Source organism: Trinickia sp. NRRL B-1857, from assembly GCF_050470685.1.
GTDB lineage: Bacteria > Pseudomonadota > Gammaproteobacteria > Burkholderiales > Burkholderiaceae > Trinickia.
This window is the reverse complement of the sequence record NZ_JBFLUK010000011.1, coordinates 220,927-247,679: the sequence shown is the minus strand read 5'-3', so window position 1 is coordinate 247,679 and position 26,753 is coordinate 220,927. Positions and strand designations below refer to the sequence as shown.

23 protein-coding genes are annotated in these 26,753 nt (G+C 60.0%); 12 read left to right on the top strand and 11 right to left on the bottom strand.

Going from position 1 to position 26,753, the window contains the following annotated elements; translation table 11 throughout:
• Positions 1-45 precede the first annotated feature (45 nt).
• On the top strand, positions 46-291 hold the full coding sequence (locus AB1286_RS22240; protein WP_116141685.1) for a hypothetical protein: 246 nt from the start codon (positions 46-48) through the stop codon (positions 289-291).
• Between the two features lie 122 nt (positions 292-413).
• On the opposite strand, the gene AB1286_RS22235 is transcribed toward AB1286_RS22240, so the two are convergent.
• Complete coding sequence (locus AB1286_RS22235; RefSeq protein ID WP_430367281.1) at positions 414-1,838, bottom strand: OprD family outer membrane porin; 1,425 nt, start codon at positions 1,836-1,838, stop codon at positions 414-416.
• Between the two features lie 444 nt (positions 1,839-2,282).
• On the opposite strand from AB1286_RS22235, the gene AB1286_RS22230 reads away from it, so the two are divergent.
• From AB1286_RS22230 to AB1286_RS22215, 4 genes are all read left to right on the top strand, one after another.
• Positions 2,283-3,794: a peptide MFS transporter gene (locus AB1286_RS22230; protein WP_430365413.1), complete on the top strand. Its 1,512-nt coding sequence runs from the start codon at positions 2,283-2,285 to the stop codon at positions 3,792-3,794.
• Between the two features lie 246 nt (positions 3,795-4,040).
• Positions 4,041-5,201: a zinc-binding alcohol dehydrogenase family protein gene (locus AB1286_RS22225; protein ID WP_430365412.1), complete on the top strand. Its 1,161-nt coding sequence runs from the start codon at positions 4,041-4,043 to the stop codon at positions 5,199-5,201.
• A gap of 86 nt (positions 5,202-5,287) precedes the next feature.
• Positions 5,288-6,532: a CaiB/BaiF CoA transferase family protein gene (locus AB1286_RS22220; protein WP_430365411.1), complete on the top strand. Its 1,245-nt coding sequence runs from the start codon at positions 5,288-5,290 to the stop codon at positions 6,530-6,532.
• The gene (locus AB1286_RS22215; RefSeq protein ID WP_430365410.1) at positions 6,529-7,410 is read left to right on the top strand and encodes an HpcH/HpaI aldolase/citrate lyase family protein; all 882 of its coding nucleotides are present in this window, start codon (positions 6,529-6,531) and stop codon (positions 7,408-7,410) included. The genes AB1286_RS22220 and AB1286_RS22215 overlap by 4 nt, the downstream gene beginning before the upstream one ends.
• A gap of 52 nt (positions 7,411-7,462) precedes the next feature.
• Here AB1286_RS22215 and AB1286_RS22210 read toward each other — a convergent pair whose 3' ends face one another.
• Together AB1286_RS22210 and AB1286_RS22205 are read right to left on the bottom strand one after the other, a co-directional pair.
• The gene (locus AB1286_RS22210) at positions 7,463-8,956 is read right to left on the bottom strand and encodes an MFS transporter (protein ID WP_430365409.1); all 1,494 of its coding nucleotides are present in this window, start codon (positions 8,954-8,956) and stop codon (positions 7,463-7,465) included.
• A gap of 191 nt (positions 8,957-9,147) precedes the next feature.
• Positions 9,148-10,041 (bottom strand): LysR family transcriptional regulator, encoded by an 894-nt coding sequence (locus AB1286_RS22205; protein WP_430365408.1) that lies wholly within the window; start codon positions 10,039-10,041, stop codon positions 9,148-9,150.
• A 256-nt stretch (positions 10,042-10,297) separates the two neighbouring features.
• Between AB1286_RS22205 and AB1286_RS22200 the strand changes: the two genes are divergently transcribed.
• From AB1286_RS22200 to AB1286_RS22185, 4 genes are all read left to right on the top strand, one after another.
• Positions 10,298-11,815 (top strand): alkaline phosphatase family protein, encoded by a 1,518-nt coding sequence (locus AB1286_RS22200; RefSeq protein ID WP_430365407.1) that lies wholly within the window; start codon positions 10,298-10,300, stop codon positions 11,813-11,815.
• Positions 11,816-11,845: 30 nt separating this feature from the next.
• The gene (locus tag AB1286_RS22195) at positions 11,846-12,196 is read left to right on the top strand and encodes a VOC family protein (protein WP_430365406.1); all 351 of its coding nucleotides are present in this window, start codon (positions 11,846-11,848) and stop codon (positions 12,194-12,196) included.
• Between the two features lie 900 nt (positions 12,197-13,096).
• A complete protein-coding gene (locus AB1286_RS22190) occupies positions 13,097-16,903 on the top strand; it encodes a M48 family metallopeptidase (RefSeq protein ID WP_430365405.1) in 3,807 nt (1,268 codons plus the stop codon).
• Positions 16,904-17,027: 124 nt separating this feature from the next.
• On the top strand, positions 17,028-17,975 hold the full coding sequence (locus AB1286_RS22185; RefSeq protein WP_430365404.1) for a GlxA family transcriptional regulator: 948 nt from the start codon (positions 17,028-17,030) through the stop codon (positions 17,973-17,975).
• Between the two features lie 61 nt (positions 17,976-18,036).
• Here AB1286_RS22185 and AB1286_RS22180 read toward each other — a convergent pair whose 3' ends face one another.
• The 7 genes from AB1286_RS22180 to AB1286_RS22150 all read right to left on the bottom strand — a co-directional run bounded on the left by AB1286_RS22180 (position 18,037) and on the right by AB1286_RS22150 (position 24,364).
• Complete coding sequence (locus AB1286_RS22180; RefSeq protein ID WP_430365403.1) at positions 18,037-18,519, bottom strand: YybH family protein; 483 nt, start codon at positions 18,517-18,519, stop codon at positions 18,037-18,039.
• Positions 18,520-18,645: 126 nt separating this feature from the next.
• Positions 18,646-19,506 (bottom strand): DJ-1/PfpI family protein, encoded by an 861-nt coding sequence (locus tag AB1286_RS22175; protein WP_430365402.1) that lies wholly within the window; start codon positions 19,504-19,506, stop codon positions 18,646-18,648.
• A 147-nt stretch (positions 19,507-19,653) separates the two neighbouring features.
• Positions 19,654-20,400, bottom strand: a complete 747-nt coding sequence (locus AB1286_RS22170) for an SDR family oxidoreductase (RefSeq protein WP_430365401.1) — start codon at positions 20,398-20,400, stop codon at positions 19,654-19,656.
• Positions 20,401-20,598: 198 nt separating this feature from the next.
• Complete coding sequence (gene bla, locus AB1286_RS22165; RefSeq protein ID WP_430365400.1) at positions 20,599-21,471, bottom strand: class A beta-lactamase; 873 nt, start codon at positions 21,469-21,471, stop codon at positions 20,599-20,601.
• 49 nt (positions 21,472-21,520) lie between these two features.
• Entirely contained in the window at positions 21,521-23,281 is a 1,761-nt protein-coding gene (locus AB1286_RS22160) for a M56 family metallopeptidase (RefSeq protein WP_430365399.1), read from the bottom strand.
• Complete coding sequence (locus AB1286_RS22155) at positions 23,278-23,661, bottom strand: BlaI/MecI/CopY family transcriptional regulator (RefSeq protein WP_430365398.1); 384 nt, start codon at positions 23,659-23,661, stop codon at positions 23,278-23,280. Before AB1286_RS22155 ends, AB1286_RS22160 begins: the two co-directional genes overlap by 4 nt.
• A 118-nt stretch (positions 23,662-23,779) precedes the next feature.
• A complete protein-coding gene (locus tag AB1286_RS22150; protein WP_430365397.1) occupies positions 23,780-24,364 on the bottom strand; it encodes a glutathione S-transferase C-terminal domain-containing protein in 585 nt (194 codons plus the stop codon).
• Between the two features lie 92 nt (positions 24,365-24,456).
• On the opposite strand from AB1286_RS22150, the gene AB1286_RS22145 reads away from it, so the two are divergent.
• Positions 24,457-24,825 carry a winged helix-turn-helix transcriptional regulator gene (locus AB1286_RS22145; protein ID WP_430365396.1) on the top strand — a complete coding sequence of 123 codons (369 nt, stop codon included), beginning with the start codon at positions 24,457-24,459 and terminating at the stop codon, positions 24,823-24,825.
• 363 nt (positions 24,826-25,188) lie between these two features.
• Here the strand turns inward: AB1286_RS22145 and AB1286_RS22140 are convergent, their stop codons facing one another.
• Positions 25,189-25,905 carry a hypothetical protein gene (locus AB1286_RS22140; protein ID WP_430365395.1) on the bottom strand — a complete coding sequence of 239 codons (717 nt, stop codon included), beginning with the start codon at positions 25,903-25,905 and terminating at the stop codon, positions 25,189-25,191.
• Positions 25,906-26,218: 313 nt separating this feature from the next.
• On the opposite strand from AB1286_RS22140, the gene AB1286_RS22135 reads away from it, so the two are divergent.
• Together AB1286_RS22135 and AB1286_RS22130 are read left to right on the top strand one after the other, a co-directional pair.
• Positions 26,219-26,470 (top strand): type II toxin-antitoxin system Phd/YefM family antitoxin, encoded by a 252-nt coding sequence (locus AB1286_RS22135; protein WP_430365394.1) that lies wholly within the window; start codon positions 26,219-26,221, stop codon positions 26,468-26,470.
• On the top strand, positions 26,454-26,741 hold the full coding sequence (locus tag AB1286_RS22130; RefSeq protein WP_430365393.1) for a type II toxin-antitoxin system RelE family toxin: 288 nt from the start codon (positions 26,454-26,456) through the stop codon (positions 26,739-26,741). The genes AB1286_RS22135 and AB1286_RS22130 overlap by 17 nt, the downstream gene beginning before the upstream one ends.
• Positions 26,742-26,753 lie beyond the last annotated feature (12 nt).

Sequence of the window (26,753 nt, the reverse complement as noted above, 5' to 3'; positions counted from 1 at the left end):
GTAAGCCCGTACAATCGGTTCACCCACGACTCGAGGAAACGTTCGATGCGCACCACCGGCTCTTCCGGGGCAATGACCCTGCTCACCGAAATCCACGATACGGGCGGACATGTCGTCCGCACACTGCGACTCGAAGCAACAGACGACGGTAAAAGTATTCATCTGATCGAAGTCGACGAGCGTAAGCCCGGCATCCACCGGGAAGTGCGTTACGAGATCACGCCGGCCGAACTGATTGCGGCAATTCGAGCCCATGGGGCGGAATTACCGGGCGAACAACACGTACGGTAAATTTACCGGCACTCGATCGCCGGTTCTCGCGCGATCCGTCTCACCCCTCGTTTTCCCTTTAGGCAATCCAGGCGACTCGCGGCGGCATCGCCGCCACCGCGAGTCGTTCGGCACATCCCCCGTCAGAAGATACGCGTCGGCAGCGTGACTAAGAGCCGATAGACCTGATTCGTACCGTCCGAGTAAAAGGCCGATCCGACGTGCCACTGAGCAATCAACGTGAACTTCGCATTGCGCAGCGGCCCGCTTTGCACGACGTAGGTCGGGATGAAGCCGAACTCATGATGCCGGCCATGCAGCGGTTGGCCGTTTCGCTGGTAAAGCGCGTCATAAGACGCCCCATCTTGCGCGTATCGCTGCGCGCCCACCGACGTATCGGCGCCCCATCCTTGCTGAGCCCATACGATGGCGGTAAGCCCCGGCAGGCCGGCTTGCTTGCCGTCGAACGTATAGCGCAACTGAAGCGACTGTTCGTGCGGGGCGTTGTAATCGACATCCATCGAATTGACGAGATATACCCCCGCGGTTTCATCGATGTAATCGAAGAACTGATCGCCCAAGATCTTTTGGTAGGCCACCAGCAACCCATGAGGGCCGCGCTGCGCCGATAGCGACGCGCTGTAGGCATTGTTATGAATCGGTCCTTGCCGCGACGCCCCGGTATCGTGCGTCGAATAGAGATTGGCGAAGCCGGTCAGCCTCAACGAGCGCACGTTGCCGAACCCATGTTGCAACGAAGCGTAATACTGGCGCCATAAGTCGTCCGCTTGGTCGGCGTATAGCGACACCGAGCCGTCGGGCGAATAATCCCAAGTCGCACCCGCGTAGCTCACGCGCTTGAACGACACGCGCCCATATGTCGTGCGCAGATCGACAAGATTGGTCTGGCCGCGCGGGTCCGCCTTGGTAAAACTGCCAGCTTGCAGCGCAAGCCCGTTCACTTCGCGCGAGAGCAGCGACGCACCGAGAAACGTCGGGGGCAGCGCCCGATTGTCGTGAGGGTCGAGGAACGGATTCGACACTTGTTGCAGGCCATACTTCAATACGGAGTCCGAAATGCGTGCCTTCAAGCTATAGAGACCGGGATAGGCCCATGCGAGCCGACGCTCGCCGTCGCTATGGCGTCCGTTGTAGACCATGTTGTGAGCGCCGCGGCCACCGTCGAGCTTCAGCGCGCCGAACAGCGCCGCATCGATGCCGAAACCGATCGGCCCGCGTGTGAAGCCCGATTCGAATTTGGCCTGAAGGCTTTCGACCCACGCATGCCGGCTGATGCCGCTCAAGTGATAGTAGTCGGTGTAATTGCGCCATTCGAGGCCAAAGCGACTATCGGCGACGAACCCCGCGCTGCTCGCCTGGCTCGAGCGCGGCGTAGGGGGCTTTTGGGTCAAGGCCGACTCCGTTCCCACGAGGGCATTCGGCGTGGTGGCCTCTTGAGCGATCTGCGGTAAGGGCGGCGACGGCGCCCGTACGGGCTCGTCGGCGAATGCGACTGTGATGCCGGCTGTGATGCCGGCCAATGCCTGCAAGCCGAAAGTCAATGTAATTGCATGGGAGCCGACCGCGACTATCCTGTCAAAAGCATTGGGCCGTGACCATGAGCGCGCAACTAGGGGTACGATAGCGCCCGTCGCGTAGGTACGCGACGAGGCCCTCGCAAATATATGCGTGGCTTTCATAATGGCGAATGACGGTTTGAAATGCGACGGGAAGGAGCAATCGGCCAATTGCAACGCGCATCAGAGCACGGGCTCGGTTTGGCGCGCAGCTATCAATTGTGTTGGGCGCCCCCCGCACTGGTGCATACCCGAAGTGACGCACGCGACCAACGCTAGGAGAATCGCGCGCGGCGCTGCTGGCAGCGGCGTGCCGGCACACGCTCGCTTAAGCGAGCGCGGCGATCGATGCGCTATCGCGCGATCGGTCGCCGGCGTTCGAACTCCGCACGCAAAACGTGCGAAAGTCATTCGACCTATCAGGGAGAACTTTTAATGAATTCGTCGGCTTCGCAAACGAGATCGTTTACGACGGTCTTTTTAGTCGAAATGTGGGAGCGCTTCGGCTATTACGGCATGGGTGCGCTACTCGTGCTTTATATGGTCGAGCGGCTTGGTTTCGGCGATGCACGCGCGAACCTCACTTGGGGCGCGTTCACTGCACTCGTTTATGCGGCGCCGTCGATCGGCGGATGGGTCGGCGATAAGATTCTCGGGACGCGCCGCACGATGCTGTTCGGCGCCATCGTGCTCGCCTTCGGCTACGGGATGCTCGCGCTACCCGACGAGCGGTTGTCCTTCCTCTATACGTCGCTCGGCGTCATCGTCGTCGGCAACGGTCTATTCAAAGCGAATTCCGCCAACCTCGTTCGCCGCATCTACGAGGGCGACGACGCACGTATCGACAGCGCCTTCACGATCTACTACATGGCCGTCAACATCGGCTCGACGATCTCGATCCTCGCCACGCCCTGGATCAAAGACCGTTGGGGTTGGCGCGCGGCATTTGCCGTCTGCTGCGCCGGCATGATCCTCGGCGTGCTCAATTTCTTCTTGCGCTACCGCTCGCTGTCGCACGTGGGCTCCGGCCCCGATGCCAAGCCGGTCGTATGGTCCCGCCTGGGCTTGGTTGCAATCGGAGCGGTCGGACTCGGCACCGCGGCGACATTCGTGCTCGGCAATAAGACCCTCGCCGTGACCTGCGTCGATATCGCCGGGATCATCATCCTCGCGCTGTTCGGGTACATGATCGCGAAATGCGATCGTTCGGAGCGCGCAGGTCTAGTCGCCGCGCTCGTGCTTTCCGCGCAGTCGATTCTGTTTTTCATCTTCTACCAGCAGCAGATGACCTCGCTGACGCTGTTCGCGTTGCGCAACGTCGACCCGACCTTCTCGTTGTTCGGCATCCATCTGTTCTCGTGGAGCGCAGCGCAATTCCAAGCACTGAATCCGATTTGGATCATGGCGCTGAGCCCTATCCTCGCCTCGACGTATACGCGGCTCGCGAAGGGACGCGGCGACCTGAGCATCGCCTCGAAATTCGCGCTCGGCTATGTGGCCGTGGCGATCGGCTTCCTCATCTATGCGTTTAGCGGCCGCTACGCCGTGGACGGTCGCGTGTCTTCCTGGTTCATGGTGTGGGGCTACGGGTTGAACTCGCTCGGAGAATTGCTCGTGAGCGGTCTCGGTCTCGCGATGATCGCCCGCTACATCCCGGCTCGAATGAGCGGCTTCATGATGGGCGCCTACTTCCTTGCCACCGGCATTTCCCAATACTTGGGCAGCGTCGTCGCGAACTACGCGCAGATGCCGTCGAATAACTTGCCCGCAACGCAATCGCTTACGCTCTATACGGATTTGTTCGGCAAGCTCGGCTGGCTCGCCGTGGCAGGCGTCGCCATGTCGCTGGCGCTCTTGCCGCTGATGCGCAAGCTTTCCGATCAACATCGCCGCGCATCGAGCGACGCGCTCGCAGCGTCCAGCACCGCGAGCATGGCCGCCGAGTGATCGGCTGACCGATTGCGGCCGCGACGGCCGCACTCGCTTTCTCACCGGCAGTCCCCCTCATGCCCCGGTGACCGTCATGGGTCGCCGGGGCATGTCGTTTGAAACGTCGGTTTCATCTCGCCTCACGCGGCGCGCTCATTCAAGACCCGAATATGTGCATCGCAACAATCCATTTCAAACATACGCCTGAGCATCCTATCGTCAACGTGGGTTCCGCATCTCAACGCCAACCGAAGCGAGGCCACGATGATCAGCACCGATGCATGGGTTCTTTACGCCGGTCCCGAAGACAAAGCCGGCCAGCCGATACCGGGCGAACTGCACCGCGAAACGTTCTCCTTTCCCGACATGGCGGACGACGAAGTATTGGTCGAGCCGCTTTACGGTTCCTGGGAAGCCAACCTCGACCATGCGCTTTCGCGCAATCCTGTCGACATCTGCCGCCAGCGGCGTGAGGAAAAGATCGTGCTCGGCAACGGCGCGCTTGTGCGCGTGATCGAGCGAGGGCGCGCGGTCAAGTCGCTCGGCGACGGCGACGTTTGCATGCTGATGCCGTTCGGTAAGCGCGACGAAAACGGCTTCGCCGAGCTCGTGTTCGCCTATGACGCACCCGGAACGATCGGCGTCATGGCGCGACGCACGAAAGTGAGCGCCGACAATCTAGTCCCCCTGCCCGCTCACAGCCGTCATTCCTTGTTGCGATGGACCACTTACGGACGGTACTTCACCGCTTGGGACAATTGGAAGGTCGCCTCGGCCTGTTGGCGGGCGCAGCTTCCGCATGCCGATCCGGAAAACCATCTCGTGTTCGGCTGGGGCGGCGGCACGACGCTTGCCGAGCTCGCGCTCGCCAAACGCGAAGGCTTCCGGGTGGCGATGACGGCGAGTAACGACACCCGGCTCCGTGAAATCGCCGAACTGGGCATCACGCCCGTCGATAGGCGCAGATTCCCGAACCTAGCATTCGACGAGGCGCGCTATCGCGACGATCCTGAGTACCGTACGGCATACAAAGCCTCGGAGCATGTGTTGCTCGAGACGATCGCCGAGTTGAGCGATGGCAAGGGCGTCTCGATCTTTCTCGACAACTTGGGCGGTGCGCTTTACCGCGCGACGATGCGTGCGGTCGGCCGGACCGGGATCGTCGCGACCGTCGGATGGAAAACGGGCATGCGGCTCTGGAATTTGCGCGCGACCGAATGCATCAATCGCCGTTTGCACGTGCATACGCATGCATGGCGCCACGGCGATAGCGAAACGATTCGCGACTTCCAAGAGGCAACCGATTGGATCGGCCCCGAGCCGACCGAGGTGTTCGACTTCGACGATGTTCCCAAGCTCGCCGATGCGTACTTGCACGGCAGAGTTCAAACGTACTTCCCCATTTACCGCGTGAACGGTAGTTAAGCGTGTTCGCTCATTCAATGCGATCGAATCCGATAATCGATTAGCACAACTAACCGATTTAGACCGACGATCTGAAGGAGAACGGCATGATGCTGCATGATTTCGAATTGAACGACGCCAAGGCCGATGCGACCGAGTCCGTCGACCAACGGCCTGCGCTTGCGGGCGTGCGGGTGCTCGACGTGGCGACGCTTTTCGCCGCGCCGCTTTCCGCGACACTACTCGCGGACTATGGCGCCGAAGTGATCAAGGTCGAGCACCCCTCGGGAGACCCGGCGCGTAAATACGGTGCACGTCACGAGAACGTTCCGCTCTGGTGGAAAGTGCTCGCCCGCAATAAGCAAGCGGTGACGTTGAACCTCGGCGCGCCCGAGGGGCAGCGCATCTTTTTGGAAATGGTCGAGCAAGCCGACGTCGTCGTCGAAAACTTCCGCCCCGGCACCCTTGAACGATGGGGCCTTGGATACGACACGCTATCGGCCGTCAATCCGGGGCTCATCTTGTTACGCGTGACCGCCTTCGGGCAATTCGGCCCCTACGCTCGCCGCCCCGGTTTCGGTACGCTGGCCGAGGCGATGAGCGGCCTTGCAGGGATCACCGGCGAAGCGGACGGCCCGCCGCTGCTTCCCTCCTTCCCTCTCGCCGATACGATCGCCGGGCTCACCGCCGCGTTCGCGATCATGACGGCATTGTGGGCACGCGAGCGCACGGGGCAAGGGCAAGTCGTCGATCTGGCCATCATCGAGACGATGCTGGCCGCCATGGGTGCGCAAGTACTCACGTACGACCAGACAGGCGAGGTCCCGAGGCGAATGGGCAATCGCTCGCCGAACAATGCGCCGCGCGGCGTGTACCGCACGGCCGACGGCCAGTGGGTGGCGCTCTCGACCTCGGCGCACAGTATTGCCGAACGCGTCATGCGGCTCGTCGGTCGCGAAGACTTGATCGCTAAACCGTGGTTCGCCACGGGGCCGTCGCGCGCCAAGCATGTCGATGAACTCGACGCCGCCGTCGGAGGGTGGATCGGCAAGCGCTCGAGGGATGAGGTGATTCGAGCCTTCGAGCAAGCCGAAGCCGCGATCGCGCCGGTGTACGACATTGCAGACGTCATGCGCGATCCGCAATATGCCGCGCTCGGCACGATCGTCAAAGTCGACGACGACGAGCTTGGCTCGTTTCGTACACATAACGTCCCGTTCCGGCTCTCTCGCACGCCGGGCGCGATTCGATGGGGCGGGCCGACGCGCGGCGAGCACAACGCGGCAATCTACGGTTCGCTCGGCTTCAAGTCGCATGAATTGGCCCAACTGCGCGATCGGGGTGTGCTATGACGGCGAACGACAGCCGCACTTATCGAAGCTACCTATACGTACCCGCGCATAAGACGAGCGTCGTCGACAAAGCCTATGCGAGCGAGGCCGATGCGATCGTGCTCGACCTCGAAGATGCCGTTCCGGCCGATCGGAAGGTCGAAGCGCGCGTGCAGGCGGCCGCCGTACTCGCGTCCGGTCCGCCGAAACCGACTTATGTTCGCGTGAATCCGGTTTCGAGTCCTTGGTGTCGGGACGACGTCGAAGCGATCGCGCAACCGTCGCTCATCGCACTACGTTTGCCCAAATGCGACGGCCCCGATGAGATCCGCACGGTCGCGTCTTGGCTCGATTCGTTTCAATGCACCGCGCGCATTCAGATCTTGATCGAATCGGCTTATGCCGTGGAGACGGCATACCAGCTTGCGACGTCGTCGCCACGGCTCGATCGCATCGGCGTGGGCGAAAGCGATCTGCGCGCCGATTTGCAAGTGGGCGTCGATAACCTCACGCTCGAGTATTGCCGCGTGCGTTGCGTCGTCGTTTCTCGCGCGGCCGGGCTTGCTGCGCCGATTCAGACCGTGTATCACACGTTGAACGATCTCGACGGTTTGCGGGAATCGACGCTGCGGGCCAAAGCGATGGGGTTCGTCGGCCGGTTCGTTTTTCATCCTTCTCAGTTGCCTGTCGTCAACGACGTGTTTACACCTTCCGATGACGAAGTACGGGCAGCGCGGGGCGTGCTCGACGCCGTCGCTTCGGCGGCCGGCGAGCGGACCGGATCGTCGGTGTATGTGCTGCCGGATGGGCGTGTCATCGCGCCGCCGCTCGTCGCCAATGCCCGTGTCACGTTGGCGTTGGCTGAGCAACTTAGACAGGAGTCCACTCATCCGGTATAGCGATTCGATCGTTGGGCCCGATAACAGCATTCGATACAGACTAGAGCGGCGCTCAAGTGGGCGCCGCTCTAGTCTGTCGTGCGACAAGCAATACGGAGAGCCCTACGCAGGTGGCGAACAGCAGCGAGACGATGCCCATACCCAATTGGTACGCTCGGACATACGCGACCGGCGTGCGATTCGCAGCCAGCACCGAGAAAAAGGCACCGCTGATCGCCGTCGCGCCAAATGCCGATCCGATCTGGAGCATCGACGTCACGACGCCGGAAGCAAGCCCCGCCTGAGCGGGCTCGATTTCGCCGACGACAATACGTACCACCGACGGCAACACTGTGCCGTGCCCCATTCCGGCAAGCATTAGCCCGAAATAAAACGTCACCCCGGGAGAAAGAGCATCCATCAATGCGAGGCCCGAGAGGCCGAAGCCGACTGCGAGCAACATGAACCCCGCAGTCAAGACATGACTGCCTATCCGATGAACTAGCGCGGGCGAGAGCAGTGGCCCGAGTACCGCACCAACACCGAACGGAAGGATGGCCACGCCGGAGATGAGGGCGCTCCAGTGCAACCCACCCTGCAAATAGATGCCGTATGTCAGAAAGAAAACGCTATCGCAGTAGAAACAGAACGCAAGTACAAGACCGATCGAAAACACCGGATTGCGAAACAGCACTATATCCATGAGCGGATCACCGCCACTCCTTTTGAGTCGTCGCTCGGCCAGCACAAAGAGTAATAAAGTCGGCGCGCTCAGCCCTAGGCACACGAACGTCCATCGTGGCCAACCGGCCTCGCGCCCCTGCGTCAACGGGTAGATGATGAGCGTCAAGAGCAACGAAAGGAGAACTAGCCCAATCAAATCGATACGCCTGCCCTGCATTGGCTTGTTTTCGGGCACGAAGCACCAAGCGCCCACCAAGGCGAGGGTGCCAACGGGCACGTTGATGAGAAAGATCGATGGCCAATCGAGGCCGAACGGCTTGAATGTAATGAGTGCGCCGCCGCCGAGTTGGCCCACTACCGACGCGATCCCGAAGACGAAGCCGTATAAACCCATGACCTTCGTTTGCTGCTCTGGTGGAAAGACCGTCCGGATCGTCGCAAGAATTTGCGGGACCATGATCGCGGCGGCCGCGCCTTGCAAGATGCGTGCGACGACAAGAAAGCCACCGCTCGTTGAACCCGCACATAGCGCCGACGAGACGACAAAACCGGCGAGCCCCGCCATGAACATCCTCTTACGTCCGTACAAATCGCCCAAGCGGCCACCTGTCACGAGCAAAATCGCGAATGCCGATGCATAAACGGAAACAATCAACTGCAATTGCGCTGACGTTGCATGCAAGCCTGTTCGGATTGCCGGAAGCGCTAGATTGACGATGAAATAGTCGAGTGGAGACAGAAACGCTCCGGTCAGCAAAACAACGAGCGCCAACTTCTGTGAAAGCCTCTGCCGACTTTTGGTCGGCGGCTCGGCCGCGATAGACGAAGCGACAGATGTTTCGGCTGTCGACGCTACGCGTCGATTGAACAGCTCGAATTTCATGGCGGGGGCTTAGATAGTGTTACCAGAGACTGGCTGCGTGTGAGCATCCGCCGGTTGCCGACGAACGGTCATCCGCGAGTACGTTAACTGACCCCGCGCAAAACAAACAGATCTCGATCCATATTTCAGAAACAACAGATCTGTAGGGCGAAACGCCGTGCTGCTGCCGCCTCGAACAACAAGGGGTTGATTCAAACGGCGACGACGCGGTGCTCTGCATACTGCTCGAGATCCCGGCCGTTTTCGATGCTTCCAAATGAGGCCGCCAAAGCGCGCACGGCGGTGGCCGACGCCGAATCGACGACGGATGAATACAGCAAGATGTCCGATTCCGGCAGACGAGGCAGCCCCAATCGCGAGCCAATGTCGATTGCGCCGAGCGGGGCGACGCTATACGCAAGCGCAGCCACAGCCAAACCCGCCGACACCGCCGCAGTAACTGCCGCGATACCGCCTCCGATGAACACTTCTCGCCAAGCGATGCCCGCTTCGTCGAGCGCTTGAGTCGAGAGCGCTCGCACTCCGCAGGTCGCCGCGAGCGAAGCAAGCCGCAAAGGCTCACCTTCCCGGTGGGTCCAATGCGGCGAGGCGAACCACCCGAACCGTTCGCGCGCGAGCAATTCGCCATCCCAGCGATCATCCTCCCTCCGCACGATCGCTGCGTCGATCGTCCTCTTTCCGAATGCATCGACGAGCGCGCGCGAGGCGTCGATCCTTATTTCGACGATGAGACTAGGGTCATGCGCGCCCAATCGCGCAAGCAAAGTAGGCAAATTCGGGCCCGCTACTTGATCGCTAATGCCGATCGTCACGCGCTTGGCTTCTTCGTTGAGCCCGGCCAAGGCCAATTCATGGGCTGCAACGAAATTTCGAGCAGGCCGCAGAAACGATAGCCCCTGCGGGGACAACCGAACCTGCCGCGGCGTACGCTCAAGCAGCCGATGCCCTAAGCGTTCCTCAAGCCGCTTGATCTTGATACTGACCGCTGCTTGCGATGTGCCGAGCGCATGCGCCGCCTTGGTAAAGCTGCCGAAATCGGCCACCAAAACGAAAGCGTGAACGGATTCGACATCAAGCGTAATCATGGTGAGTACCCTCCGAGAATGCGGTGCCCCATATGATGCGCGGGATTTTCTTGTCATGCCTTTTGACTAGACTGGAGATCGCCTCGGCAATCGCTTATGTTGGTTAGTTAGACAACTCAGTGCGTTCACCGACATCAAATCGCAACCTTACGGTTCGTAGCATCGAGAAATCGGCGCGTTGGGATGCCTTGCGGCGGCCCGATTTCCGCATTGACCCGAAGTAGCCAGGTCGGTCCACCTCGAAAAGGAGCACACCATGGAGCTGCTGTTCGATCACGTCGTTGTACTCATGCTTGAGAATCGGTCCTTCGACCACTTGTTCGGCTACCTCGGCAAAGGAGAAGGACTGCCCGATGGCGGTGCGACCAACTACCTGACACCGGGCGACCCGACGTCGACCGCGTTTCACTCGCGACGAGGCGGCGACTTCACGGCCGTCGGCCAAGGCCCGTCGCATTCGCTCAAACAAACCAACGAGCAACTGTTCGGCACGACGCACGAGCCAGCGAGCGGTACCGCCGGCGAACCGATGCTCGACGGCTTTGTTTCCTCGTTTAGAACGTCCTTGAAGTTCGATCTCAAGCGCGAGCCGACTGAGAGCGAGCTTCAGCAAGTGATGAACTGCTTCGACCCCGTCCAACTGCCGGTGCTGTCGACATTGGCCCGCAACTTCGTTCTATGCGACCGCTGGTTCGCAGACGTGCCTGGGCCGACGATGCCCAACCGAGCATTCGTGCACGCAGCAACGTCGCAAGGTTATACGGATAACGCGAGCTGGAAGCCGGCGTTCACTTGCGACACGCTCTACGACCGGCTCAATGCTGCGAAAAAGGCGTGGCGGATCTACTATCACGACAGCAACGATGTCCTCGAGCTGTATCCCAACGTCGAAAAGAAAGTTGGCGATAACGTATTGTTCGAAGGCAACTTTCTGAGCGACGTGGCAAGCGACAATCTCGCCACCTACTCGTTCATCGTTCCGGCCTTCATGGGTTCGCCCGAGCAACCGGTCAACAGCATGCACGCGCCCGCGGACGTGCGGCCGGCGGAAAAGCTGGCGGCAGACGTCTACACCGCCTTGCAGGCCCACGAAGACGTATGGAAGAAAACGCTTTTTATCCTCCTCTTCGACGAGCATGGCGGGTACTACGACCACGTGAAGCCGCCGAAAACCGTCTCGCCGGACGGTATTGCTGGGCGTACCGATCAACCATTCCTCGTGCCGTTTGACTTTCAACGCCTTGGCCTGCGTGTACCGTGCATCCTCATTTCGCCGTGGTTCGCACCCGCCGTCGACTCGACTGTGTATAGCCATTCGACCATTCCGGGCTCAATGATCGAAGCGTTCGGTCTCGGTTCGTTCTTAACCAAGCGCGATGCCAATGCGGCGAAGTTGACCCAAACCTATCTCGCCAAGAACGCCACTCGTCAATGGCGCACCGACACGCCCCATGTCACTGTTCCGGTTCAGCCGACGGCCATCGATGCCATGCAAAGAGAGTTGCTAGACGGCTCCGTCTATCTGGACCCGCACCCTGAAAATCGAAACGCGCTTCGTACTCGCGACATTCAAGATCCACAACACGCCAGGCAGTTCGTTCGAACGCAAGTCGCGAAACACTTGGAGCATTACTTTGCGTCGGGCGGCAATAGCGAATCCGCGGGACGCCTGTCGGCAGACAATCAGCCGGCTACGCCGTCCGTTAGCGCATCGCGCATCGACGAGCTAAGATCCTCGAAGGGAAAACCTACTGAGCCCGCGATACGACCATGAGTCGTCGATCCATATGCGAAGGAGCCAAAGTTGGAAGTCAAACGGGTAATCGCGAATTTCAAAGCGCTTGATCTCGATCGGGCTCGGGCGTTCTATCAAGATGTCCTTGGCCTCGAGCTCTTGATGGACCACGGCTGGATCAAGACCTATGGCTCCCAGACACAGATGACCGTTCAGGTGAGCTTCGCCACGGAAGGAGGCTCCGGCACGCCCGTGCCGGACCTATCGATCGAAGTGGATGATGTGGATGCGGCGTTCGAACGCATGAAGGCTGCCGGCTTTGCGATTGAGTATGGTCCTGTCGACGAGCCATGGGGAGTCCGCCGGTTTTTCGTGCGCGACCCGTTCGAAAGACTGGTCAATATCCTTGCGCATACGTGAGCGCCGTTCGCGGGCTTGGCGAAATCGCAAAGGAATCGCAAAAGCGAAAACTTTCACGCCACCTGGGACGACATCCCCGAAGTTCTCCAGTCAAGCCACATCGATGCAGCTTGGATCGCGCTTGCACGGAAGGTACCTGTAACCAAAGGGGCGATCTACGATTGGCCGACGCTTTGGGCGAGTGAGACACTCGCGCAGGCTCGTATAGCCGTCAAGAACTTGACCTTCGGCCGCAGGCAAAACGGCCTTTGGACGGTGCCACTCACTGGCCGGTACGACGATTCGATGGCGCCAATAAAGAAACGTCCGTTGACATACGGTGGGGCACGGCTTGCTCAGACGCTACAGGCCATCTGGCCGTAAGTGTCGCGATCTTCGAACAGTACTCAGCCTGTATTGGCGGCCGATCGAAATAGCGCCAAGCAACCGATCATCGGCTAAAGAGCAAACTCGGATCGGGAAAATAAATTGATAAAACATACTGACTTGTCTGGATATTTTTAACTTATAGGCTATATGCGGCCGCGTTTTGCTCCACGGCTCGCGCGGATGAGCATGTCTCCATAGCGCGCGAGATCGTATTGCCCCTCGTACAGCGCCAATTTTTCGTATAAGCCGCGCACTCATTGAAGGGCGCGTTGCGGCTCCGTTCGACTCAAGTTTTCCTCGCAATTGCCGTTAGGATACCGAATCCCCATGCGCGAATTGCCTTGTTCGAGGCCTGGGCGAAGATCTAAAAGATTGGGTCAATTCTCATTCTTCATCAAATAAAGACACGCCACATGCCGCCTCGCTTCTCGCTGCGACCGAATTAGCAAGGAACAGCAACTCCATTGTTGGGGTGCGCCGCCTTGGCTCCGTCCGCCGTTCGTTCTAAATCGTTCAGCTACCACATCTGCTATGGAAAACCACTACCCTGCGGGTCCTTCGGAAGTGCCGGTCGGCTTCACGCGGCCCAGTGCGTCCTATAAGCGCAAAGCCTGGATGGCAGTGGCCGGGCTGGTCATCTTCATCGCGCTATACCTTGCTTTGACGGTTTGGTTCGCGACGACAGGCATCAACCGACTACTGGCACTGAATGCGCATTCGAGTCCGATCGATGTCCTTGTCTGTGCATCCAGCCTATTTCTGACCGCGTTCCTGATCAAGGCGCTGTTCTTTATCAAGAAAGGCAAATACGCAGGTGCGATCGAACTCGAGCGAGCGGAGCAGCCGGGCCTATTCGCCTTCCTCGATCGGATGGCGGACGAGGCCGGCGCGCCTCGGCCCCACAAGGTGTTTTTGAGCGGTCGAGTCAACGCGGCGGTGTTCTATGACCTGTCGCTCGTCAACTTGTTCTTCCCGTCGCGCAAGAACCTCGAGATCGGCCTGCCGTTGGTAAACATGCTCAACCTGAGCGAGTTCAAGGCCGTCTGTGCGCACGAGTTCGGGCATTTCGCACAGCGCTCCATGGCACTCGGGCGGTGGGTGTACACCACCCAGCAGATCGCGGCGCATATCGTCGGCAAGCGCGATGCGCTGGATGGCTTCGTGCGACGCCTATCGAATTTCGACATTCGCGTAGCATGGATCGGCTGGGGGCTCGGCCTTATCGTGTGGGCGCTGCGTTCGATCGTCGATACGGCGTTCCGGCTGGTGATGATCGTTCAACGCGCGCTATCGCGCGAGATGGAAATGCAAGCCGATTTGGTCGCCGTCTCGCTCACCGGCAGCGATGCACTGATCCACGCGCTGCATCAATTGCAGGTAGCCGACGACGCCTGGGAGCGCGCCGTGGGTTTCGCGCGCGGCGAAGCCGCCTCCGAGCGCCCACCCCGCGACGTCTTTGTCGTGCAACAGGCTGTCGCCGCCCGGCTCGGCCACATTTATAACGACCCAGCTTACGGCCTGCGGCCCAAAGTGCCTGACACCGAGTCCGCCGCGTTTCGCGTCTTCAAGGCGGAACTCGCTCAACCGCCGCGCATGTGGGCAACCCATCCTCTAAACCACGAGCGCGAAGAAAACGCCAAGCGCATCTATCTAACTGCGCCGGAGGACACGCGCAGCGCCTGGACCATCTTCGAGAACGCACCCGCCTTGCGCGAGCGTATTACCCAGCAGTTGATAGGCCAGAACGAGCACGCCGTGGCTGAGCCGGACGTCACCTTGCAACGACTTGACGACCAATTCGCCATCGAGCAACTCAAGCCGGACTATCGTGGCATCTATCTGGGTTTCCCCGTCACGCGCCACGCCGCGCACGTCGACGACCTGTACGCGCAGGTGCCGGCAGATGGGACTCTCGATCCGGAGACGTTGTATCCCGCTTCGATCAGTCAGGATTTGGATGCGCTGCGAGCAGCGGATCGCGAGCATGCGTTGCTGCGTTCGCTGCGGGACGGCGCCTACGTTGCCGCCGACGGCGTGATTCGCCACCGCGGGCGCATCATCAAGCGGAGCGAACTGCAACCGGCCATCGATACCTTGGGGGCTGAACGCGCTCAGATACGCGCGCGTTTGGCGGCTGTGCTCAAGCATGTGCGCAGCCTACATCTCACTCACGCCGAACGACTGTCGCCCCAATGGCATGCCTATCTGAAAGGCCTCTTGCACGTGCTGCATTACGCGAATCACGCCGAGGCGGAACTGCGCGACACGCAAGCGGCTCTCGCGCGCTGCTGGCAACGTGTCACAACGACGGGATCGGTCAACAAGCGCGGCGTGAAAGAGGTCCTGGCCAACGCAGAATCCGTGCAGCGCGCGCTAACCGACGTGTTTGGTATGAGGGCCCACCTTCAGCCGGGCGAGCGAATTCTCGCCGAACTCGGTCAAGAAAGCTGGTCTACGATGTTAGGCGGGCTCGACCTGCGCAATCCCGTGCGCGAAAACATCAACGATTGGCTGCGCTTGGTCGATAGCTGGGTCAATCATGCGGCCGGGTGCCTGTCGCGGCTCGGCCGCGCCGCGCTTGGCGAATTGCTGCGCAGCGAGGCGGGTATCGCCGCAGCCACTCGCGGCGAACCGCTGCCCGACGCGCCCGCCGAGGCACCCACGGCCCCTTCCGAATACAGCACGCTCGTCATCGATACCGAGCGCTTCCAGCGCATCGAGCATCCTGATTTCTGGGAGCGCTTCCGCTCCGCGAACGGGTTTCTTCCAGGGCTGGCACGCGCTGCCGCAGCCACTGGCATTGTCGGCGCGGTGTTGTTGTTCGGTTGGTCGATCGACGAAGCTTCGGTCGTGGTCTACAACCCATTGGCGCGAACGGTGATAGCGACCGTAGACGGCCAGCGGCTCACGCTCGCGCCGAACGCGCATGCCAGTGTCGAGGTTCACGCCGGTCGCGACATCGCCGTCGAAGCGCTTACGCAAGACGGCGATCGGATCGAAGCGTTCCGCGTTCCGATCGACCGCGCAGACAAGCATTTCGTCTACACCGTAGCGAGCGCCGCGCCGTTGCGCCAATGGACCGCGGCATACGGCTCCGCCGCGGCTGCACCGCCCGCCTTGTTGGCACCGCGGCGTTGGCAGCCCGCTACCACCGACGTCGTGTTTGCCGCGCCTCCGACCAGCATCAAGAGTAACGGCGGAGGCGGGACTCGCACCGTCCTCGAGGGCAGCGATGACTTGACGCCTGAAGCGCTCGTTAAGCAGTTGAACGACAAGACCGCCGCCGCGCCTGTGCTGCTATCGCATGTTCGATACGATGCGCCCGACAGTGCGCATCTTGACGACTGGCTACACTTGGCCAGCCCCATTCCCGATTTCGACGAAGCCTTCGCGGCACGCCGCGCGCGCTTCCCGATCGACGTGGTGGCCATGCGGTTCGAGCAGGACGCGGCCAAGGGTACGGCTGCGCACGATATCGTCTGCGCCCGGCAACGGGCACTGGCCGACACGTCCCCGGACCAGCCGGATCTCGCCTACCTCGCCACGCGGTGCATGCCTGCCGGTCCGGACAAGGACGCAGCGTTCAAAGCCGCCCATCGACGCTGGCCCGATTCTGCGTGGTACGCCAATGCAGTCGGCTGGGACGCCAGCCTTCAAGGACGCTACCTCGAGGCGCTGGCCGACTACGACGTGGCGCTCAAGAACGATGCGCTGCACGAATTCGCCGCCGTCGAGTCGCTGCGCATGGCGCGCCTCGTCGATCCGGAGGCGGCGAAATCCCGCGAAGCGTCGCTGGCTGAGCAGTCTTCCACGGTGCGCGCGCTGCTGATGTACGAGCCGGCGGACACGCGACCCGCCGAAGCGTATCTGCCGATTATCCTGCTCGGCCGCGGCAAGCTGGATGATGCGGTGTCATCCTCCGTCGGCACACCTGCTTACGCCCACGTATTGCGGATGGCCGCGGCCTCATACGGTGCTTCACCCGAACTGCGCGCGCGTGCGCAAAGCTTATCCGCGGACGAAGGCATCGATCAGTACACGGCGATATTGGCTCTTGCCATGGGCGCCCAGGCCAGCACACCGGCTATCCGAGCGCTCGAGGCCATGATGGTTAAGCAGTACGACATGCCGGATTTTCCGTCGAGGCTGGACCGCTTCCTCGCCTTGGCACGCGCCGGCGACGTTGCGGCCGTCCGCTTGTTGGATGGTCTTCCCGTAGAACTGCGAGCTCAAGCCCTGGTGGCAGGAATCTATGTGATGGGCACTCGCGCCCCCGAGCAATGGCGTACCTTCGCACGCCGCGCACTGTTCTCGGCGGAGCGGCCGTACTTGGGGTAGCGAATCGGCTGTGGGGTATTCGATGAGGGCACAATTGACGAGTTGACCTCATCGGCGGCGACATGACGTTATCGGAGGGTTTTCCGTAAAATAGGTCTTCCTTTTGCCTTCCACCAACGTCGCTATGCATCGCATTGGATTTTTCGTTTGCCGCGGCCACGATGCGCTCGATCTCGGCGGGCCGCTCTCGGCGTTTAATCAGGTGGCTACAGTCGCCGGCCATCCTCGGTACGATCTCCATGTCATTTCGCAGTCCGGGGGCCCCGTCCCCGGCAACACGGGCGTTCCGATCGAGACAAAGCCGATCGGAAAGCGCAAGTTCGATACCATCGTTTTCGTGGGTGGCGATATCGATCCGATGCTGACATCGGAGAACATCGCCGCCGCCAAAAAATTAGCCGCTAAGGCATCGCGCGTGGCGAGCGTGTGTACGGGAGCGTTTCTGCTGGCGGAGACCGGTCTGCTGGATGGATTGAGCGCAACGACACATTGGCGATATGCGGCTCTTTTTCAGTCGCGCTTCCCCCGCACCAAAGTCGAGGGCAATAGCATTTATATCGTGGACGGCCATATTTGGACGTCGGCCGGGATCGCCTCGGGAATAGATCTGGCGCTCGGCATGATCGAGAAAGATCTAGGTTCGGATACCGCGCGCGCTGTTTCCAGGCTTTTGGTTGTTCCGTATCGTCGACCGGGCGGGCAGTCCCAATTCTCCGCGATGTCGCAGATGGAGCCGGAATCGGATCGCATCCGCATCGCCCTGAACTTCGCCAGGGAACATCTGGCCGAAGCGTTACCTGTCGAGCGACTCGCCGATGCGGCGCGACTGAGTCTGCGACAGTTCGGACGAGCATTTCGCCGGGAAACTGGCGAAACGCCCGCCAAGGCGGTCGAACGCTTGCGGGTTGAAGCTGCGAGACTGCGCCTACAGGATGGTAGCGAGCCGATCGAACAGATTGCGCTGGCAGTGGGATTCACCGATCCGGAACGGATGCGAAGGGCCTTCATCAAACTGCATGGCCATCCTCCACAGACGATCCGGCGCGAAAGCAGATCGAACCGCGCACACTGAACAAGCGGAGCGCCGGCCCTCGTGGCGCTCCCGGTACTTGGCTAACTATGCCGCTATTTGCTCAACGACCATCGGATTTACGGGCCGGGTAATCATTCCAGATGTCGCGATGCAATTTCCACACCCCGTCCTCCTTCAGAAATACGAGGATCTGCTTGCCGCGGTATTTGAGGTTTCCGGCATGGTCACGGATGTCCGCATCCGAAACCTCCGTGACGATACCGTCGCTACCGTAGAACTCGTAATTGCTGAACGATACGGTGTCGGGTTTAGCCCCGGCATATCGCTTGGCGAAGTATGAGGCAATCGTGCTACCACCCGTCACTTTGTCGCCACCGGGCGGCAGGAGGGTACCGTCGTGGGTATAGAGACGGCCTATCGCCTCGTAATCCCCTCGCGCAAAAGCGTCGGCCCATCGTGCATTCTCGGCTTTGATGGCCGCTTCGGCTTGAGGTTGGGGGGTATCGGCAAATGCGGGTACGGCAAACGCGAAAAAGGAAAAGCAGGCGGCAATAGCCGCGGCAACGCGACGATTCTGTTGCATTTAAGGACTTCCGATTAGGGTTTAGATCGAAGGGGCTGCGTTCGATTGCGCAGGACAGGCAAGCAATGTCGGCTTCGGCTTCATCGAGATGCCTACAGGCCCCCATCGACATTGCCTGCGGACATCTCAGCGAACGCCAGGGATTCGCGCGAGTCCTTTAGATGCACCGGGCAGTTCTTTGTCGACCATGGCGACGACTTCCGGCCGCGCGTCTCTCGGATGACCGGAGTGGAACGGCGGAGCGGGGTCGTATTCAATGACGAGTTGCGTGAATTCGGCGGCTTGTCGACCGCGCAGCTTCGCCGCGACGCGAAGGGCGAAATCGATGCCCGCTGTAACGCCGCCGCCGCTCATGAAGCGGCCGTTGTCGTCTTCCACGAATCGATCCGGCACGGGGATCGCGCCATACTCGGCGAGCTTGTTGACGAAGGCCCAATGGCAGGCGCTTCGTTTGCCGTTCAGCACGCCCGTCGCGGCGAGCACCAATGACCCATTGCAAACCGACGTCACGTGTTTGGCGCTTTCCGCCAAACGCCGGATCTGCTTTTGATACTCGGGCCCCATCGGTACCGACAAATCAGACCCGCCGGGCACGAGGATCAGGTCCGTTTGTGCGATATCGGCCAGTCTTTCGGTGTTGCCATACACCACGCCGAATTCGAGCTTCACGCTGCCCCCATTGAGGCTTGCGTAGCGAACGTTCGTATTGGGCAATCGATGGAAGATCTCACTGGGACCGGCGAAATCGAGAAGCGTCCCGCCGTCGTAATTGACAATCAAAATGTTGAGCGGGTCATTCGGAGCAAGTGCTCCTTTGGCGTCTGCCTGCGCAAGAGCAGGTGTGGCGCGCCCAAGCAGTGCTCCGCCGCCGAGCACGGCACCCAGCGTGGCCATGCTTCCGAACTTGAGAATATCGCGGCGCGAACGACCCGCTCCTGTGAGTGGCTTTCCGGAGCCATTCTTTTCGCTACTGTCGGTCAAGATCATTTCTCCTTGCGCTTCGGCCCCGTCCGCGTGCGCAACCCGGTTGGGCCGGATTGAAAACCACCACGACAAGAAGGCGTGGTGGACATGTGATCAAGGTATGGATGAGCCGGACGAACGTACCGGGCTCATGAGTCGGAAAACGCGGACCTAGAGCTGCGAGGCGCCGCCGTCGACAATCAGTTCGCTGCCGACCACGTAGGAAGATTCGTCGCTGGCGAGATAGAGCGCCGCGTAGGCAATGTCCTCTGCCTTTCCCATATGGCCGACAGGGATCGTTTTCGCGAACTCGCTTTTGAAGTTGCGGACGTCTTCATCCGATAAACCCCATTTGCTGAGGAGGGGTGTGTCCATGCCGCCGGGCGCGATTGCGTTGAACCGGATCTTGCGATCGAGAAACTCGTAGGACCAACTACGCGCAAGCGAGCGCACGGCGGCCTTCGCCGCCGCGGTCAGCGATATGCCATGCTTGCCGGTCTGGGCGACGAACGATGTATTGAGAATGAAGGAGGAGCCTTCCCGCAAGTCCGGTAGGACCGCTTGGAGCGTATATACGACGCCCTTGACGTTAATGCCCATGATCTCGTTGTAGAGATCGTCGTCGATGTCATCAACCGCGGACGGGAAAGCCCAACCTGCGTTGGCGAATACGATATCTAGACCGCCGAGCTTTTCTTTTATCTCCGCGGCAATCGCCCGCATGTCGTCGAGCGAACGTACATCGCCCTTCAAAACTAACGCATGCTCGCCAAGCTCGGACTTCGCGCGCTCTAGTGCGGCAAGGTCGCGACCGGTGACCGCTACCCGAGCGCCTTCCGCGATAAAAAGCTTGGCCGTTGCGAGACCGATACCGCTGGTACCGCCCGTGATCAAAGCCGATTTGTTCTTGAGCCTCATCTTCCGTTCCTTTCTTTGCTTGAGATTGACCAAACCGGCAGCTCAATACGCAATCGCGCGTGAACTGTGTTCCGGCTTGATTCCTCCGCAAATTATGGGATCCGAAGGGAATGGCTCAAAGGTCGTATATCCCTCAAAACACGCCATGCGTGGTCTAGGTTAGCCACTTGAGCATGATGCGCCTAGACGGCTCAGAGGTCATGCCGCACTCGTCGCCCACTGCACGAATGCGTTGCCTGCTTCGCGCAACACGCCTTCGCGTGCCTCCATCCCGACGCCCGGCGCATCGTAGTAGACGGCGACGAGTAACGGCGCGCGGCCGGGCGGGCGCACCAGCGCATAGTCGTTGGTTTCGCTTTCGACGCTGGTCCCGGGCCGGTCGGCTGCCTGCCAGCCGGCCGGCAATACAGCGCGAATCCGGTTGAGGCCCGGCTTGCAGTCGGTCATGCCGCGCTCAAGTTGCTCGCGCGAACCGGCACTCAATACATCGCCGAGTAAAAGGCGCTGCGCCGTGGTGGCGATGGCCCTTGGCGTCGTAGTGTCGAGCTGGCCGTGATAACGGTTCGAGTCGGGCTCGTAGCGGTCCGAGCGCGTGACCGTGTCACCAAGCCCGCGAACGAATCGGGTCAATCCAGCGGGACCGCCGATGCTACGCATCAGCAAAATCGCGGCCGTGTTGTCGCTCTCGACCAGAATCGCTCTGCACAGCGCATCGATCGACATTGCGCCGCGCGCGAGATTCGCCTTAGTCACGGGCGACGTAAAGACGAGGTCTTTTTCCGTATAGTGCACGAGGCGATCGAGCCGCTCCGCCCCGCTGTCTACGCGCGTCAGTATCTGCGCTGCGAGTATGCCCTTAAAAGTGCTGCACATTAGAAAGCGTTCGTTGGCGCGATAGCTCAACGTACGTCCCGAGCCGGTATCGATGGCGAATACGCCGAGGCGTCCACCATTGCGACGCTCGATATCGGCGAGCGGCGATTCGGCTGCATAGAGCGCGGGAGCCACGCCGAATCCAGCAAGAAAAGGCAATCCAATCAATAGCTTTCGACGCGCGATCGAATGAGTCACGGTTAGGTCCTGTCAATCAGAGTGAGAAAAGCGGTCAGCGCGACGAACGTCAGGCCACCTTATCCGCCAACAAGAGGCGACGAATGTTGATTGCGTCGCGCACGGGGAACGCCGACGGTTCGGCGTCTAGAAAGACCATCGTGACGCTATCCCGAACCGTGCGTAGCCGCATGATCAGGCAACGTCCCGCCGCGTCGGTGAAGCCGGTTTTCGACAAGGCGATGTCCCAACCTTTTTGTCCGACGAGCGGATTCGTATTCCGGTATTCGACGAGTTTGCCGTCGATCGGGACGACGCTGTGTGAGGCGGTGGTCGCGCGCGCGATAGCCGGATAGCGCGCAGCGGCGTTCACCATGACCGAGACGTCGCTTGCTGTCGATGTGTTGTGCGGCGAGAGTCCCGTCGGCTCGTCGATCGTCGTGTGCTTAAGCCCTAGGGCGGCGATCTTGGCACGCATTGCGGCCCGAAACGCCGTGAAGCCGCCCGGATAGTCACGCGCCAGCGCATAGGCGGCGCTGTTATTCGAGGACATCAGTGCGAGTTGCAACACCGCATAAAGCGGCAGGCGCGAGCCGACCGGCAATCCCGTACGACTGGAACGCAACGCTTCGGCGTCGTGGGCGTCGACGCGAATGGTGCGGTTCATGTCGGGCTGGGTATCGAGCACAACCATTGCCGTCATCAATTTCGTCAACGATGCGATCGGCACGATATCGTCCGGCCGCTTCCGGACCAGGACTTGCCCGGAGTTGTCGTCAATCACCACGACATGGTTCGATTCGAGCAATCCGATCGGCACGATGCCATCCGCTTCGTGTAAAGCGGGTAGGGGCGAAAATGCCCGAGCCCCTGCGCACAATGCGACGAAGCCCAATACGATAGCCGGGACATATACCGGCCAGTTCGTCGAATACGGAACGGGATCGCAAAGACGCTTGATGCGGTTCAACAAGTGGCCGCCCTGCGCCGATTGCCCAACGAGCGCATAGTCGTTGGGAGTCGATTGGACAATGTCCAGTTGCTCGAGCGCAAACGCCAAGCGTTGCGGACTTTGAATGAGGTTGGCGGCGATTTGATCGGCCACGCACTCTCGCTCGATACGAACTTGCCGCGACAGCCACCACACCGCCGGATGATAAAAAAGCAGCGCCTCGATTACGCTTTGCAGCAAGTTGATCAAATAATCGGCACGCTTGATATGCGCGATCTCGTGCGCAAGCAACGCCTCGAGCAGAACGGGGGGCATGCGCGTTAGCAATGCCGCCGGAACCAACACCAACGGTCGCCACCAGCCGATCGTCAGCGGGCTCGATAGATGCGTTGCTACACGCAGCGTCACCGCGCGCGATACGCCGCAACGCGCGGCCAGCGAAGAGACGCTGTCTTGCCACCGGCCGCTACGCCCATCCGAAACCGTGCGACCGATCCGCCGCACCCACAGCAAGCCGGCGGCCAGACGGCATAGCATGGCCGCGACACCGATGAGCCATGCCCCAACCAGCCAGGGCATGACGTCTTTCATCGTCCACGCACGGTGGGGGTGGATTGACCGCACGACCTGAGAATCGATCATGAGAAGCCAATCGGATGTTCGCGCCCCCGCCTCGATGCCTCGATACATATCGAGTACCGGCACACCGAGACACACCAGCAGCGAAACACAGAGCAGCGCATAGCGACTCTGCGGGCTCGCGTCGCGCAATAGCCGCAACGACAGCGCCGTTGCCATGCCGATCAACGCGCCTTTCCAGACGAATTGCATGAGGGCCCATCCCAATGCCTGGACGAGCGTCCAGGAGAAAGGACTCATTGCTCATCCCCATGCAGAAACTTGCGAATTTCCTCTCGTTCTTCCTGAGTCACGTGCTTGCGCAAAGCGGCCATGACGAGTGCCTTGCCCGAACCTGAGAACGCTTTGTGAATCAGTTCCTTGAGCAGATTGGTTTGCAGCATCTTTTGGCTTTGCGCGGGGGCATAAACGTGGGACCGTTCGCTCTCGTCGCGCGCGAGCAGCCCCTTCCCATGCATGACCTGCATCTGGCGCAATACCGTGGCATAGGTAACGTCCGCCCGTTCCTCTTGCATGGCCTGATGGACCTGCTTAACGGTGGCAGGAGCGATTGGCCATAGGAGACGTAGAAGTTCGAGTTCCGCTGCGGTTGGCCTCGCGATGGGGGCGGCTTTGGTCATGGGGAAACCCTGCACGAAGACGAAGAGATGTAGATTAATTTGTCTAGATCAAATTGTCTACATCTCTATCGTCAACGCCTCGCCGAAGTCACGTCCCTGCTGACGGCGCTTTGCCGCTTTACCCTAGCCCCTCCTCGGCCAGCGCCTGTTTGACTGATGCACGCTCCTGCATGCGGCTAAAGTACGCATCGAATAGATTCGGCACCTCGATGTCATATGTTTTTGCCCATCTCACCATGACAAACAGGTAGAGGTCTGCAATGGTTGCCTGAGCGCCGGTGACGAAAGACTTGTCGCCAAGCTGCGCGGCAAGCGCAGCAAAATGCCTAGTCAAGATCTGCTTCGCCCTCGTTTGCTCGGACTCGGGCGCCCGCTTCCACAGCGGCTTGAAGTTGCCGTGGAGCTCGGTTGTCATGAACGACAATGCTTCGATTGCATGCCAGCGGACAAGCCCGTCTTTCGGCAGTAGCTTTTCGGTTCGCTCCGCGATATACACGAGATTGGCTAACGCTTCGCTCAGTACGTTTCCATCGTCGAGTTCGAGAGTCGGAACGAATCCATGCGGATTCAGGCTGAGCAAATCGCGGCCATCGGCAGTGCGTTTGTCGCGGGTAATGCTAACGAGCTCAAAAGGCAAGTCTGCTTCGATCAACGCGATGTGGACGGCGAGACTGCAAGCGCCGGGATGATAGAAAAGCTTCATGATATTGTCGACACACTAAGAAGGCGGAACGGGCATTTAGTATGTGACAGGTGCCCATTTTCCGAAAACGCATATCTTCTGGACCAAGTCATATGGATATGACCACATCGGCTGAGACGCCACGCAACTGTAGTGGTGTCAGCGAAATATTCAGTCAGGTAGGAGAGAAATGGACGATGCAGGTGGTGGTCGCGCTTCGCCACGAGCCACGGCGCTTTAATGTCATCAAGCGAGTCGTGAGCGGCATCTCGCAGCAGATGTTGACGCGGACGTTGAAGACGCTGGAGCGCGATGGGATGGTTGAACGCACCGTCCGCGATACGACGCCCCCGCAAGTCGACTACGCGTTGACCGAGCTTGGACGGTCACTCGCAGAGACCGTTCGGCAACTTGCGGAATGGGCAAGCGTGCATCGAGCGGTGATTCATCACAACCGGGTGCGGTACGACGAACGGAGCTGAGATCTGTTGTCGGGGCGGTGCGTCGCTCACAACAGCTTCGCCCCGATGATCAATTGAGTCATTTCGGCTGTTGGTCTGTCGCGAGTTCGACGGCTGTGTCGGATCACATCAAAGGCAACGACTTCCGGATGCGATGCGCTGCGTATTCCCGCCGACTTGCCGATCGGAACCGCGTAACTGCACCGTCGGTAACAGTCATCGAAGAGCCACAGCCCTTCGCAAATGGAACAATGAGCACGGCATCTCCGGCGCCGATTGCACGACGAGACGTGCGAGGACAGAGAGGGGTAGGCTCGGCGCCGTCTTCGCCTTCCGGCCATGAACGGACGCTCGACGTCAACGCGCAGTCGTCAAATCGACCAGTCAATTGTTTTGCATAGCAAGGTCAGTGACGAACTTGTCACATGTGGATCGGGCCCACGCTACTTCGTCACCTGGCCCAAACAGCTGCGCGATGACGAACTTGCCCTTCACTAGAATTGCACTCGCGCACATTACGACCATCGAGGTTTTCGGCTGTCCGTCAACCTGAATTTTCATTGGCACGACCTCCGTGCGCGTGAATGCGACGTCGTCGTCGCGATCAATGCCAACCAAGGTGGGAGCATCAAATTTGATGTTCTCTACTACATGTCCCGGCACAAGGGTTTGATTCAATTGTGCGCGTCGCTCGGCTGCCTGCTCAGTAGCCAAGTCGCTGTATTGCTGTAGATTCTTGAGGTTAGAGCGGCTGTACGCGGTGACGGTGCGAAACTCATGAACCGACATGGAGTTCGACGCGATAGTCTTGGGTACCTTGACGATGATGTACCGAGGAACGCGGCCGAGTTGCGCCTGGAAGCTGAGCAATTGTGCGTTGGATTCAATCAGCGGTGCAGCAATCTGCTGGCTCTTGGGATCGGCCGTGTAATCATCGAAACCTGGGACAACCGGAATAGCTATTTTCTCGACACCGACCGTTACCGTGTTGCCCGCCGCCCGGGCGGCAGGCACTGCGGCGACTGCAAGGATAGCGGCAATCACCAAGAGTTGGGTCTTACTGCAACCGCGCGCGCGTAAGTCGAACACTTTATCGTTCATAGGTTTCCTTCCGATCGCTAGCGCTGGTGGTTATCGCATTAACGACCGCTTTCCGAGAATTTAAAGGGCAGCTCCGGGTCGGGCTGCGACCTCCCCGTGGCGCCGAGCGTCGACACGGCATCCGTGGTCGGGGTGCAGCCTGGAACGATAGTTCGGACCCTACTTAAATCATCTTTGATGGAAGGGCTCGTCCGCGCATCGCCACAAGCCAACGATCCCGGCCCTAAATGGGGCAGACATAGCGCTAGCGAGCTTGACGAGACCTCTTGATAGACCTATTATTTGGTCTAATACTTGGATATTTTAGCGCACCATGGAAACGATACTTGCCGAGCAAACCGTCGGGATCTCTGAGCTGAAGGCAAATCCCAACCTCGTCATCGAGCATGCAGAGGAAGGCGTTGTGGCGGTCCTCAATCGCAACAAACCTGTCGCATACATTCTTACTGCTGATCAATATTCGGCGCTCATGGAGCGAGTCGAAGACTATGAGTTGGCCGAGCTCGCACGCGAGCGCATGAACCAACCGACCGTGAGGGTTACGCTTGATGACCTTCGCGCTTGATTTCGTTGAAGAGGCGCTGAAGGAATGGAAGAAGCTTGACGGCGGTGCGAAGGCGCAATTCCTGAAGAAATTGGAGGAGCGTCTGGAAACGCCGCGCGTTGCGTCTGCGGCGCTTCGTGGAATGCGTGACTGTTACAAGATCAAGCTGCGATCTAAAGGGTACCGCCTCGTCTATCAGGTGAAAGATGACGTCGTGGTCGTCTTGGTTCTAGCGGTAGGGCGACGAGACGAAATTTATTCCGGAGCTCACAAGCGCTTGCCGGCTGGGTGATGGCGGTAACCG